This window comes from Streptomyces sp. NPDC001380, from assembly GCF_042895785.1.
In the GTDB taxonomy this organism is placed as follows: domain Bacteria; phylum Actinomycetota; class Actinomycetes; order Streptomycetales; family Streptomycetaceae; genus Peterkaempfera.
On record NZ_JBIAWP010000017.1, the window covers coordinates 1 to 13,660 of the forward strand.

At 77.5% G+C, this 13,660-nt stretch carries 7 protein-coding genes; 6 read left to right on the plus strand and 1 reads right to left on the minus strand.

Annotation, left to right across the window (positions count from 1 at the left end):
• Positions 1-175 precede the first annotated feature (175 nt).
• The 3 genes from gatB to ACFY07_RS20450 all read left to right on the plus strand — a co-directional run bounded on the left by gatB (position 176) and on the right by ACFY07_RS20450 (position 5,510).
• Positions 176-1,681 carry an Asp-tRNA(Asn)/Glu-tRNA(Gln) amidotransferase subunit GatB gene (gene gatB, locus ACFY07_RS20440; RefSeq protein WP_390870364.1) on the plus strand — a complete coding sequence of 502 codons (1,506 nt, stop codon included), beginning with the start codon at positions 176-178 and terminating at the stop codon, positions 1,679-1,681.
• A 341-nt stretch (positions 1,682-2,022) separates the two neighbouring features.
• Entirely contained in the window at positions 2,023-2,214 is a 192-nt protein-coding gene (locus ACFY07_RS20445; RefSeq protein WP_390870366.1) for a hypothetical protein, read from the plus strand.
• A 233-nt stretch (positions 2,215-2,447) separates the two neighbouring features.
• Positions 2,448-5,510 (plus strand): ATP-binding protein, encoded by a 3,063-nt coding sequence (locus tag ACFY07_RS20450; RefSeq protein WP_390870368.1) that lies wholly within the window; start codon positions 2,448-2,450, stop codon positions 5,508-5,510.
• 65 nt (positions 5,511-5,575) lie between these two features.
• Here the strand turns inward: ACFY07_RS20450 and ACFY07_RS20455 are convergent, their stop codons facing one another.
• Positions 5,576-6,673, minus strand: a complete 1,098-nt coding sequence (locus tag ACFY07_RS20455) for a PQQ-dependent sugar dehydrogenase (protein ID WP_390870370.1) — start codon at positions 6,671-6,673, stop codon at positions 5,576-5,578.
• Positions 6,674-6,858: 185 nt separating this feature from the next.
• On the opposite strand from ACFY07_RS20455, the gene ACFY07_RS20460 reads away from it, so the two are divergent.
• The 3 genes from ACFY07_RS20460 (at position 6,859) to ACFY07_RS20470 (ending at position 13,632) form a co-directional block, all read left to right on the plus strand.
• Positions 6,859-7,842 (plus strand): 2-hydroxyacid dehydrogenase, encoded by a 984-nt coding sequence (locus ACFY07_RS20460; RefSeq protein ID WP_390870372.1) that lies wholly within the window; start codon positions 6,859-6,861, stop codon positions 7,840-7,842.
• Positions 7,843-8,276: 434 nt separating this feature from the next.
• A complete protein-coding gene (locus ACFY07_RS20465; protein WP_390870522.1) occupies positions 8,277-11,450 on the plus strand; it encodes a putative bifunctional diguanylate cyclase/phosphodiesterase in 3,174 nt (1,057 codons plus the stop codon).
• Between the two features lie 331 nt (positions 11,451-11,781).
• Positions 11,782-13,632, plus strand: a complete 1,851-nt coding sequence (locus ACFY07_RS20470; protein WP_390870374.1) for an acetolactate synthase large subunit — start codon at positions 11,782-11,784, stop codon at positions 13,630-13,632.
• Positions 13,633-13,660: the final 28 nt, after the last annotated feature.

Sequence of the window (13,660 nt, forward strand, 5' to 3'; positions counted from 1 at the left end):
GGGGTGAGCGCCGCCGTCGCGCTGGACACCAGCACCGCGGTGCGGATCCGCGAGGTGGGGCGGGGGGGCGCCGGCGGGGGGGTGGGGGGGGGCGCCCCCGCGGGCGCGGGCGGGGGCCCGGGGGCCCCGGCCGGCTCCCCCAGAACCTTTCCGTGAACGTGAAGAAGGGGACGCTGTGAGCGTCGTGAACCTGGTGTCGTTCGAGGACGCCCTGGCGTCGTACGACCCGGTGATGGGCCTGGAGGTCCACGTCGAGCTGGGCACCGCCACCAAGATGTTCTGCGGGTGCTCGACCGCCCTCGGCGCCGAGCCCAACTCCCAGGTCTGCCCGACCTGCCTCGGCATGCCCGGTGCGCTGCCGGTGGTCAACGCCGCCGCCGTGGAGTCCGCGGTCCGGATCGGCCTGGCGCTGAACTGCGAGATCGCCGAGTGGTGCCGGTTCGCCCGGAAGAACTACTTCTACCCGGACATGCCGAAGAACTTCCAGACCTCCCAGTACGACGAGCCGATCGCCTTCGACGGCCACCTGGACGTCGAGGTCGACGGCGAGGTCTTCCGGGTCGACATCGAGCGCGCCCACATGGAGGAGGACACCGGCAAGTCCTCCCACATCGGCGGCGCCACCGGCCGCATCCACGGCGCCGAGTACTCCCTGCTCGACTACAACCGGGCCGGCATCCCGCTGATCGAGATCGTCACCAAGCCGATCACCGGCGCGGGCGCGAAGGCCCCCGAGGTCGCCAAGGCGTACGTCGCCGAGCTCCGCGAGCTCATCCGGGCGCTGGGCGTCTCCGAGGCCCGCATGGAGATGGGCCAGATGCGCTGCGACGTCAACCTCTCGCTGCGCCCGATCGGCCAGGAGAAGTTCGGCACCCGCTCCGAGACGAAGAACGTCAACTCGCTGCGCTCGGTCGAGCGCGCCGCCCGCTTCGAGATCCAGCGGCACGCCGCCGTGCTCTCCGAGGGCGGCACCATCGTCCAGGAGACCCGCCACTTCCACGAGGACGAGGGCACGACCACCTCCGGCCGCGTCAAGGAGGAGGCGGAGGACTACCGCTACTTCCCCGAGCCGGACCTCGTGCCCGTCGCGCCGGCCCGGGACTGGGTCGAGGAGCTGCGCGCCTCCCTGCCCGAGCTGCCGCGGCTGCGCCGCCGCCGGCTCCAGCAGGAGTGGGGCCTGTCCGACAAGGACATGCAGTCCGTCCTCAACGCCGGCGCCATCGAGCCCATCCTGGAGACCGTCGCCGCCGGCGCCCCCGCCGACCAGGCCCGCAAGTGGTGGATGGGCGAGCTGGCCCGCCGCGCCAACGAGTCCGGCACCGACCTCACCGCCCAGCCCATCACCCCGGCCCAGGTGGCCCGGATCTGCGCGCTGGTCGCCGATGGCTCCCTCAACGACAAGCTGGCCCGCCAGGTCATCGAGGGCGTCCTGAACGGCGAGGGCGGGCCCGACGAGGTCGTCGCCGCGCGCGGCCTGGCCGTCGTCTCCGACGACTCGGCGCTCGGCACCGCCGTCGACGAGGCCATCGCCGCCAACCCGGGCGTCGCCGACAAGGTCCGCTCCGGCAAGGTCGCCGCCGCCGGCGCCCTGGTCGGCGCGGTCATGAAGGCCACCCGGGGCCAGGCCGACGCCGCCCGCGTCAAGGAGCTCGTCCTGGAGCGGCTCGGCGTCGAGGGCTGAGCCCCCGCACCGCGCCCTCCCGCACCGCGCCCCGGACCCCTACGGGCCGAGGACCCCGGCCGGAGTCCCTGAGGCACTCCGGCCCCCACGGCGCCGCCGCCCCCCGCACCCGGGGGCGGCGGCGCCGTCGCACGTCCCCCTCCTGAGCCGTCGCGCCTCCGACCTGAGCCGTCGTGCCCCCGTCCTGAGCCGTCCCGCCCCCGCCCTAAGGCGTCCGGGCCCGGGAGGATGCGGCAGCCTGCCGATGCGGCGCACCCCCCTGGGCGAGGAGTCTCGTACCAGGACGACAGCCCGGCCGGCCCGGCCGGGCCCGGGAACCCACGAGGGGGCAGACCGCCGTGATGGAGTACGAGTTCATGCACTACCGCGCCAGGGACCTGCAGCTCCAGGCCGCCCGCCGGCGGCTGGTCCTGGAGGCGCAGGCCGCCCGCCGCGAGCGGTCGGGGAACCGTCCCGGACTGCTGCGCCGCCTGGCCGGCTCCGTGCGGGCCGCCGCACCGGAGGCCGCGCCGCAGCGGCTGCGCGAGTGCTGACCAGCGGGCCGGCCGCGGGAGCGGCGGCTGCGGACACCGGGGGGAGGGACGCCGAGGGCGCCCTCCCCCCGGGCCTTCCCGCCCCGGCATCGGCCCGGTCCGCCGCCGCGGCCGTCCCCGCCCCCGCTCCGGACGGCCACGGGCCTGCCGCCCCCACGCCGCGCGTGGCCCCGCCGCCGGCCGCCGCCGCGGTCGCGGCGGCAATCCCGGCGACGCCGTCCGACCCGTGTGGCATGCTCGGCGCCGTGGAGCACAGATCCGTCAGCCCCGTCTTCGTCGGCCGCGGCCGGGAGCTCGCCGCTCTCACCGAGGCCCTCGGGCGCGCCGGCGCAGGCCGGCCGCAGGCCCTGCTCGTCGGCGGCGAGGCCGGGGTCGGCAAGACCCGCCTGCTGGAGGAGTTCCTGGCGGCCGCCCGCGCCGCGGGCGCCGTCACCGCGCTCGGCGGCTGTCCGGAGGTCGGAGCCGAGGGGCTGCCGTACGCGCCGCTGGCCACCGCCCTGCGCCGGCTCCACCGGGAGCTCGGCGGCGAGCTGGAGCAGGCCGCCGACGGCCGCGAGGGCAGCCTCGCCCGGCTGCTGCCCGACTTCGGCGAGGCCGCGCCCGAGTCCAGCGACGAGTACGGCCGCGCCCGGCTCTTCGAGCACACCGCCCGGCTCTTCGAGCGCCTCGCCGCCGACCGCACCCTCGTCCTCGCCGTCGAGGACCTCCACTGGTCCGACCGCTCCACCCGCGAACTCCTCGCCTACCTCGTCCGCACCCTGCACAGCGCCCGGGTCGTCGTCGTCGCCACCTACCGCACCGACGACCTGCACCGCCGCCACCCCCTGAGGCCGTACCTCGCCGAGCTGGAGCGGCTGCGCACCGTGCAGCGCCTGGAGCTGTCCCGCTTCGCCCGTGCCGAGGTCGAGCAGCAGCTCGGCGGCATCCTCGCCACCGACGCCCCGGACCGCGAGCTGGTCGCCCGCATCCACCGCCGCTCCGAGGGCAACCCCTTCTTCGTGGAGGAGCTGGCCTGCTGCGCCACCGAGGGCTGCGACGTCGGCCTCAGCGACTCCCTGCGCGACATCCTGCTGGTCCGCGTCGAGGCCCTGCCCGAGCGGGCGCAGGCCGTGGTCAGGACCGCCGCCGAGGGCGGCTCCGCCGTCGAGCACGGACTGCTCGCCGCGGTCCTCGCGATGCCCGAGGACGACCTGATCGAGGCGCTGCGCGCCGCCGTCGGCGCCAGCATCCTCGTGCCCGACCCGGAGACCGAGGGCTACCGCTTCCGCCACGCCCTGGTCCGCGAGGCCGTCGTGGACGACCTGCTGCCCGGCGAGCGCAGCCGCGTCAACCGCCGCTACGCCGAGGCCCTGGAGGCCGACCCCCACCTCGTCTCCTGCGACGCGCGGGCCGCCCGCCTCGCCAGCTACTGGTACCACGCCCGCGACGCCGCCCGCGCCCTGCCCGCCGCCCTGCACGCCGGCCGGGAGGCCCGCCGCCGCCACGCCTTTGCCGAGCAGCTGCGGATGCTGGAGCGCGCCCTGGAGCTCTGGGACGACGTGCCCGGGGAGGTGCTGGAGGGCCTGCGGCCCTACGACCACGCCGACGAGTCCTACCCGCCGTGCGGCTGCGACCCCGCCCCCCACGGGGAGGGCTGCGGGCGGCTGCGCTTCGCGGACGTCCTCGCCGAGGCCACCGTGGCGGCCCGCCGCGCCGGGGACCGCGACCGCGGCCTGCGGTTCGTCAAGACGGCGCTCCGCCAGGTCGACGAGGCAGCCGAGCCCGAGCGGGCCGCCTGGTTCTGGCTCCAGCGCGCCCGGGCCGTCCGCTCCTACAACGGCACCTTCGGCGCCGCCGAGCTGGAGCGCGCCCGTTCGCTCGTCGAGGGGCGCCCCCCGTCCGCCGTCCAGGCCGACGTGCTCGGCCGGATCGCCGCCAACGGCATGCTGGACCGGCCCGAACCCGCCCACGTCGGCATCGCGGAGCGCGCCGCCGCCATGGCCCGCGAGGTCGGCGCCCCCGCCGTGGAGCTGCACGCCCTGCTCACCCTGGGCAAGCTGCGCTGCGACTTCGGGGAGCCCGAGGCCGGCCTCGCCGGCCTGCGCGAGGTCCGCGTCCGCGCCGCCGGCCTCGGCGACCCGGACCTGCACTGCCGGGCCGTCAACAACCTCGCCTCCCTCCTGGAGCAGCTCGGCCGGTCCGAGGAGGCGGCCGAGGCCGCCCGCGAGGGCCTGGAGCTCTCCCGCCGGTACGGGATGGTCCGCTACAACGGCGCCCTCCTGGCGGGCAACCTCGCGGAGTCCCTGATCGCCTCGGGGCGCACGGAGGAGGCCGCCGCCCTGCTGGCCGCGTGGGAGGACGAGGTGGACGGCTCCGCCCACGACGACTTCCTGGAGCGCCTCGCGGGCGAGCTGGTCCTGCTGCGGGACGACCCGGCGGAGGCCGCCCGCCGCCTGGCCGCGGCCCGCGCCCGCATCGAGACCCCCCAGCCGCAGAAGCTGCTGCCCGGCGCCGACCTGGCGCTGCGGACCGCCGCCCGCACCGGCCGGTTCGACGACGTCCGGACCGAGCTGCTGGCCGCCGTCGACGGCGGGCTCCCCGCCGGGTGCGACCACTACGCCTGGCCCCTGCTCACCCACGCCGCCGCGGCCGAGGCCGACTCCCGGGGGCTGCCCGCCGCCGACCCGGGCCGGGCCGGGATGCTGGACCGCATCCGGGCGGCCGCCGCGCCGCTGTCGCGCGCGGTGCCGCTGTACGCGGGCTGGGCCCTGCTGCTCGACGCCGAACTCGCCCGTGCCGAGGGCCGGGACACCCCCGCGGCGTGGCTCCCCGCCGTGGAGGCGCTGCGCGGCACCGGCAGGCCCTACCCGCTGGCCCTCGCGCTGCTGCGGGCCGCCGAGGCGCACGCCGCTGCGGGGGACCGCGACCGGGCCGGCGGCCTGCTCCGCGAGGCCGCCCACGAGGCCCGCCGCCGCGGCGACGCGTTCCTGCTGCGGGAGGCCGCGTCGCTCGCGGACCGGGCCCGCCTGCCCCTGGACGGCGGGGCCGCCGCCGCGGTGCCCGCCCCCGCCGCACCCGCGGACCCCGTCGCCGCCCTGGGCCTCACCGCCCGCGAACGGGACGTCCTGCGGCTGCTGGCCCTGGGCCGCACCAACCGTCAGATCGCCGAGGAGCTCTACATCTCGCCGAAGACGGCCAGCGTGCACGTGTCCAACATCCTCGGCAAGCTCGCCGTCGCCGGGCGCGGCGAGGCGGCGGCGCTGGCGCACCGGATGCGCCTCTTCCCGGAGGACGCGGGCGCGGCCGCGGCGGTCTGAGGACCGGCGCGGTCCCGGACTCCGTGACGCACCGTCACGGAGCCCCCGGGGCGCGGCCGCCGCGGTCAGGGGGCCGTGAGCCGCAGCACCCGGTCGTCCTGCGGGGCGGGCTCCCCGCGGCCGTCGGTGTTGCCGGTCGCCACCCACAGCGAGCCGTCGGGGGCCGCCGCCACCGTGCGCAGCCGCCCGTACAGCCCCGTCAGCTCCGCCTGCGGGGTGCCGGCCGTGCCGTCGCCGTGCAGCGGGACCCGCCACAGCCGCCGGCCCCGCAGCGCCGCGACCCACAGCGCGCCGTGCCAGTACGCCAGTCCGCTGGGGGACGCCTCGGCGGGGCGCCACTGGACGACCGGGTCGGTGAAGCCGGCCCGGTGCGCCCGGCCCTCCACCACGGGCCACCCGTAGTTCCCGCCCGGCCGGACCAGGTTGAGCTCGTCCCAGGTGTCCTGGCCGAACTCGGTGGCCCACAGCCGCCCGCGGGAGTCCCAGGCCAGGCCCTGCACGTTGCGGTGGCCCAGGCTGTAGACGGGGGAGCCGGGGAAGGGGTTGCCGGGCGCCGGCCGCCCGTCGGCGGTGATCCGCAGGATCTTGCCGCCCAGGGAGGCCCGGTCCTGGGCGAGGGGGCGCCGTCCGGTCTCGCCGGTCCCCGCGTACAGGTACCCGTCGGGTCCGAAGGCGATCCGGCCGCCGTCGTGGAACGTCCCCCGCGGGATGCCGGCCAGCACGGTGCGCGGCGGGCCCAGCCGCCGTCCGTCCCAGCGCATCCGCACGATCCGGTTGTCGGCGGCGGTGGTGAGGTACGCGTACACCCACGGCCGCGCCCCGGCGTGCGGGGGCACCGCGAGGCCCAGCAGGCCGCCCTCGCCCTCGGCGGCCACCCCCGGCACCCGCCCGGCCGGCGACCGGCCGCCCCCGGCCGCCAGACGCACGACCCCCCCCGTGCCCCGCTCGGCCACCAGCGCGGACCCGTCCGGCAGGAAGGCGGTGCCCCACGGCACCGGCAGCCGCTCGGCCACCGTGCCCGCCACCCGCACCGCGGCGGCCGCGGGCGGCCGCGTCCCGGAGGTCTGCCGCTGCGTGGCCGGGGGCGACCCGCCCGGTCCGCCCGCCGCCCCCGACGTGCAGCCCGCCGCGGGCAGCAGCCCGACCGCCACCGTCACCGCCACCGCCGCCGCAGTCCTCCGCAGTCCCCGCACGCGCCCGCCTCCGGTCCTCCGCCTCCCTCCACCCTGCCCCCGGAGCGGCCGCCGCAGCCACCCCTGCGGGCAACGGGCGGCGGGAGGGAGCGGGGGAGCCGTCGGCGGGAGGGAGCGGAGGGGAGCAGGCGGCGGGAGGGCATAGATTCGGACCCATGTCCGCACCCCGTGCCGCACTGATCCCCTACGCCCCCGGCGCCGTCGAGGGGCTGCCGCCGGACCTGGACGTCCACACGTGGGACGGCACGGAGCCGCCGCCCCCGCAGGACGTGCTGGACACGGTCGGCTTCCTCACCGTCCCCTACATGCGCACCGCCGCCGCCCTGCCGCTGATGCCCCGCCTGCCGGCGCTGGAGGTCGTGCAGACCCTCACCGCCGGCGTGGACGACGTGCTGCCCCACGTGCCGCCGGGTGCGGTGCTCTGCAACGCCCGGGGCGTGCACGACGCCTCCACCGCCGAACTGGCCCTCACCCTGGTCCTCGCCTCCCTGCGCGGCATCCCCGGCTTCGTGCGGGGCCAGGACGCCGAGCAGTGGCACGCCGGCTTCCACCCGGCCCTCGCCGACCGCACGGTGCTGCTCGTCGGGTACGGCTCGATCGGGGCCGCGGTCGAGGAGCGGCTGCGGCCGTTCGAGTGCCGGGTCCTGCGGGTGGCCCGCCGGGCCCGCACGGCCCCGCACGGTCCGGTACGGCCGCTGTCCGACCTGCCGGACCTGCTGCCGCGCGCCGACGTGGTGGTGCTGACGGTGCCCCTGACCGAGGGGACGCGCGGCCTGGCGGGCCGGGGCTTCCTCGCCCGGATGCGGGACGGGGCGCTGCTGGTCAACGTCGCCCGGGGGCCGGTGGTGGACACTGCCGCGCTGCTGGCCGAGCTGGGGTCCGGGCGGCTGCGCGCCGCGCTGGACGTCACCGACCCCGAGCCGCTGCCCGCGGGGCACCCGCTCTGGCACGCCCCCGGCGTCCTGATCAGTCCCCACGTGGGCGGCAGCAGCTCGGCGTTCCTCCCGCGGGCGCTGCGGCTGCTCGGCGCGCAGCTGCGCCGGTACGCGGCGGGCGAGCCCCCCGAGCACCGGGTCGCACCCCCCGGGGCGGCAGTGCCCGGGGCAGCGGCGCCCGGGGCCGGGGAGCACCGGGGCTGACCGCTCTCCGGCCGGGACACGGCGGCCGTCGTGCGGCGGCCGGAGCGCGGCTGCCGGCGTGCGACGGCCCGGCCGCAGCAGCAGGGGCGCACCCGGCCCGGCCGCGCCCGGGCGGGGCGCACCGCGCCCGGGCGCGCGCGGTCCCGGCGCTCCGGCGCTCCGGGCCCCGCGCCCGCCCGGCCCGCCGCCCGCTCACCTGGACCAGAGGTCACCCGTACGGGTGGCGGCGGCGGATGCGGTGATCCCCCGACGGTGCCGCTCCGTCGCGATCCGGGCCTGCACCCGGCCACGGGGCGTTACTTTCGGTGGTGCATCTGTGTCACTGAGTGACCGGCGTGGTGTATCGTCCCGTCCGAAGGCGCGGGCGGGGCGCGGCGAAGCCGGCCCTTCACGCCCGGAGGGGGAGATGTCGGTTGACTTCCACCGATGTTGTGCTGCCCAAGGCCGCCGGAACCCGGGGGGCCGTCGGCGCCGTCCGCACCGGCCGCCTTCCCCGCCTGCTGCTCGCCGCGGCCTGCTGCGCCTACGCGGCGGGGGCGGCCACCGGGTGGGGATCGGCCCGGCTGGCCCCCGTCATGGGCGACTTCGGCCTGGCCGCGGCCGCCCTGGCCGCCGCGGTGTCCTGCCTGGTCCGGGGCTCCCGCACCGGCGGCCCGGCCCGCCCCGCGTGGCTGCTCTTCGGGTTCTCCTCCCTGATGGCCGCCCTCGGCAACGGCACCTGGGGCTGGTACGAGGTGGTGCTGCACACCCCCGTGCCGTCGCCGTCGGTCGCGGACGGGGCCTTCCTCCTCTTCGCGCCGCCCGCCATCGCCGGCCTGCTGGTCCTCGGCCACCGGCCGCGCACCCCCGCCGCCTGGGTCTGCCTGCTGCTGGACGGCTGGCTGATCGCCGGCTCGCTGCTCACCCTGGGCTGGAGCCTCGCCCTGGCCCGCACCGCCCGGGGTGAGGAGGGCAGCCCGCTGCGGATGTCCCTGTCCCTGGCCTACCCGCTGCTGGACATCCTGCTGGCCAGCGTCGTCCTGGGCATGCGGTTCCGCGGCCGGGAGGGCAACCGGGCGGCCGTGAACACGGCCGTGCTGGCCCTGGCCGTCACCGTGGTCAGCGACGCCCTGTGGACCTCGCCCACCCTGCGCAGCGGCTACCACTCGGGCGAGTTCCTGGACGCCGGCTGGTTCGCGGGCAGCCTGCTCCTCGCCTGGGCGCCCTGGGCCGGCGACCGCTTCCGGCCGGCCGCCGACCCGGCCCCGCCGCACCCCCCGGCGGCCGGCCGCCGCACCGCCGCGACCTGGCTCAGCGCCCTCACCCCCTACCTCGCCGCGGCGGTGTGCACCGCCGCCCTCCTCACCAACGCCCTCGGCAGCCGCCCCATGGACCGGGTGGTGCTGGTCGCCGGCTGCACGGTGGTGCTGGCGCTGATCGTGCGCCAGGGCATCATGCTGCTGGACAACATCTCCCTCACCCAGGAGCTCGCGCGGCAGGAGGCCCACTTCCGGTCCCTGGTCCAGGGCTCCAGCGACGTCATCATGATCGTCGGCCCGGGCGGGGTGCTCTCGTACGTCAGCCCGGCCGCCCTCGGCGTCTACGGGCGCGATCCGGCGGAGCTGGCGGGCGGCCCGCTGGTCGACGTGGTCCACCCCGACGACCGCGGCCGCGTCCGCTGGGAGATCCGGCGCCTCCTCGCCGGGGGGCCCGGCACCGGGCCCGCCCGCGTGGAGTGCCGGATCCGCTCCGGGGCGGGGGAGTGGCTCCACGTCGAGTCCGCCGTCAGCCACTGCCCCGACGGACTGATCCTCAACAGCCGGGACGTCACCGAGCGCGTGCGCCTCCAGGCCCAGCTCCAGCACCACGCCTTCCACGACTCGCTCACCGACCTGCCGAACCGGGCGCTCTTCACCGACCGGGTGCGGGCCGCGCTCTCCGGCGTGCGGGGCGAGGGCCGGACGGTCGCCGTGCTCTACCTCGACCTGGACGGCTTCAAGGCGGTCAACGACACCGCCGGCCACCAGGTCGGCGACGAGCTCCTCGTCCAGGCCGCGCGCCGCCTGCGGGAGGCCGTCCGGGCCGAGGACACGGTGGCCAGGCTCGGCGGCGACGAGTTCGCGGCCCTGGTGGCCGGCCGGCTGCGCGAGGCGCACGTCCGCGACATCGCCGAGCGGCTGCGCGCCGCCCTCTCCCGGCCCTACCGGATCGGTGGCGCCGAACTCGCCGTGGCGGCCAGCATCGGCATCGCCTTCGCGGCCCCCGGCAGCGTCCCCGCCGAGCTGATGCGCAACGCCGACCTGGCGATGTACCGGGCCAAGTCGGCGGGCAAGGGCCGGGTCGTCGTCTACTCCCCGCGGTTCCGCGCCGACCTCGTCCGCCGCCGGGAGCAGGAGCAGCGCCTGCGCGGCGGCGTCCGCGGCGCCCGGCCGGTCCTGCTCCACCAGCCGGTCGTCGACCTGCTGAGCGGGGAGGTCGCCGCGGTGGAGGCCCAGGCCCGCTGGCAGGCCGGGCCGGAGCCCGCCGTCCCGGAGGACCTGCCCACGGGGGAGGCCGCCCGGTCCGGCACCCTCCCGCCCGGCCTGCTCCCGCCAGGCCGCCTCCCGTCCCGTGCCGGCCGGTCCGGACCCGGGCCCCGCACCGCCCGTGCCGGCGCCGACCCCGGCGCCGACCCCGGCACCGTCGACGGCCACGCCTCCCACGCCGCGGAGGCCGACGGGGACGCCGGCGAGCGTGCCGCCCGCCTCGCCCGCTGGCTGGTCCAGCAGTCCGTCGCCGCGGCCGCCTCCCGCTGGCGCGGCGCCCCCGAGCGGGGCGCCGCGGTGCCGGTGGCGGTCCGGCTGTCCGTGCGGCGGCCGGACGCCCCCGGCGCGTCCGGCCTGCTCGACGCCCCCGGCCTGCTCGACACGGTCGAACGTGCCCTGCGGGAGAGCGGCCTGCCCCCCGGCCGGCTGATCCTGGGCGTGGGCGGCGGCCCCGGGGAGCCGCCCGAGGAGCTGGACGACCTGGTGCGCCGCCTGGCCGCGCTGCGCCGGCTCGGCGTCCGGCTGGCGCTGGAGGGCTTCGGCACCGGCCCCGCCCCGCTGACCTGGCTGCGCCGCCTCCCCGTGGACATCCTCAAGCTGGACCGCGCCCTCGTCCACGGGGTGGCGGAGTCCGCCGTCACCCGCGCCCTCGCCGGCCACGTGCTCCGGCTGGCCCGCGACCTGGGCCTGACGACGGTGGCCGAGGGGGTGGACACGCACCGGCAGGCGGCCGTCCTGCGCGAGCTGGGCTGCCGGCACGCGCAGGGGCTGCTCTTCTCGGGGCCGCTCGACGACCGGCGGCTGCACCGGGTGCTGCTCCGCCGCCGCCTCCCGTTGCCCGGCCCCGCCGTGCACGCTCCCCCTGCCGCGCCCGCCGCCGGGCCCCCTGCCGCGCCCGCCGCCGGGCCCCCTGCCGGGCCCTCCGCCGGGCCCGCGGCCGCGCTCCGTCCCGTACCGCTGCAGCAGCCCGCGCCGTCCACCCGTCCGGAGGGGCGCGCGCACCTCCGCCGCGAGCCCTCCCCGCCGGCCCGGAACCCCTCCGACCTGCCCGGACGCCCCTCCGGAAGGAGTCCGCATGATGAGACCTGCGTCCCACCTACTTGACACCGCCCTCGGCTCGGGGGGAAGGTCGTCACCATGCGCACCCGAATCCTCGTACTTGGCGGGCGCGTCGGCTGACCCGGACAGCAGCACCGGATCGCAGAAGCCGACGCGCTACCCCTCGCATGCCCTGGGCACGAGGGGTTTTTTGCTGCACAGAACCCGTTCCACCACCGCCCGGCACCCCCTCCCGGGGCCTCCGGGGCAGCGATGAGCAGTCCACCGCAGACGCCGCGCGCCATGGGTCGCACCATGGGAGTACAGCCGCCGCGCGACGCCCAGCGACCGCCGCGGGCACCCTCCACCGCGGCGCAACCGGAGAAGAGACAGGCAGATGACCGAGCAGGCCGCCCCGCACCGCGGGGACAACCCGGCAGCCCACTCCGCTACCGGCACCCACGCCGCCCAGACGATGACCGGCGCCCAGTCGCTCATCCGCTCCCTGGAGGCCGTGGGGGCCGACACCGTCTTCGGCATCCCGGGCGGCGCCATCCTCCCCGCGTACGACCCCCTGATGGACTCCGCCAAGGTCCGCCACGTCCTCGTCCGCCACGAGCAGGGCGCCGGCCACGCCGCCGAGGGCTACGCCCAGGCCACCGGCCGGGTCGGCGTCTGCATGGCGACCTCCGGCCCGGGCGCGACCAACCTGGTCACCCCGATCGCCGACGCGTACATGGACTCCGTCCCCATGGTCGCCATCACCGGCCAGGTCGCCAGCGCCTCGATCGGCACGGACGCCTTCCAGGAGGCGGACATCTGCGGCATCACCATGCCGATCACCAAGCACAACTACCTGGTCACCGACCCCGCCGACATCCCCCGGGTGATCGCCGAGGCCTTCCACATCGCCTCCACCGGCCGCCCCGGCCCGGTCCTGGTCGACATCGCCAAGGACGCCCTGCAGGCGCAGACCGTCTTCCGCTGGCCGGTGGAGACCTCGCTCCCCGGCTACCGGCCCGTGACCCGGCCGCACGCCAAGCAGATCCGCGAGGCCGCCCGGATGCTGGTGAACGCCAAGCGGCCGGTGCTCTACGTCGGCGGCGGCGTCCTGAAGGCCCGCGCCACCGCGGAGCTGCGCATCCTCGCCGAGCTGACCGGCGCCCCGGTCACCACCACCCTGATGGCGCTCGGCGCCTTCCCCGACAGCCACCCGCAGCACCTGGGCATGCCGGGCATGCACGGCACCGTCCCGGCCGTCACCGCGCTGCAGAGGGCCGACGTCATCCTCGCGCTCGGCGCCCGCTTCGACGACCGCGTCACCGGGAAGCTGGACAGCTTCGCCCCGCACGCGAAGATCGTCCACGCCGACATCGACCCCGCCGAGATCGGCAAGAACCGTGCCGCGGACGTCCCGATCGTCGGCGACGCCCGCGAGGTGCTGGCCGACCTGATCGTCGCCGTCCAGGCCGAGCACGAGGCCGGCCGCCGCGGCGACTACACCGCCTGGTGGGAGCGGCTGAACGCCTGGAAGACCACCTACCCGCTGGGCTACGCCCCCGCCCCCGAGGGCGAGCTCTCCCCGCAGCAGGTCATCGAGCGGATCGGGCAGCTGGTCGGCCCGGACGCGATCTACGCCGCGGGCGTGGGCCAGCACCAGATGTGGGCCTCCCAGTTCATCGGCTTCGAGAAGCCCGCCACCTGGCTGAACTCCGGCGGCGCCGGGACGATGGGCTACGCGGTCCCCGCCGCGATGGGCGCCAAGGCCGGCCGCCCCGAGACCCAGGTCTGGGCGATCGACGGCGACGGCTGCTTCCAGATGACCAACCAGGAGCTGGTCACCTGCGCCCTCAACAACATCCCGATCAAGGTCGCGGTCATCAACAACGGCTCGCTGGGCATGGTCCGCCAGTGGCAGACCCTCTTCTACAACCAGCGGTACTCCAACACCGTGCTCCACAGCGGGCCCGGCCACGACGGCGTCGCCCCGCCGCCGGCCGGCACCCGCGTCCCCGACTTCGTGAAGCTCGCCGAGGCGATGGGCTGCCGCGGCCTGCGCTGCGAGACGCCGGACCAGCTGGACGCGGTCATCAAGGAGGCGATGGCGATCGACGACGCCCCCGTCGTCATCGACTTCATCGTCCACCAGGACGCCATGGTCTGGCCGATGGTCGCCGCCGGCACCAGCAACGACGAGATCATGGCCGCCCGCGACGTCCGCCCCGACTTCGGCGACGAGCTCGACTGAGACCCCCGTCAGGACGTCAGGACGTCAG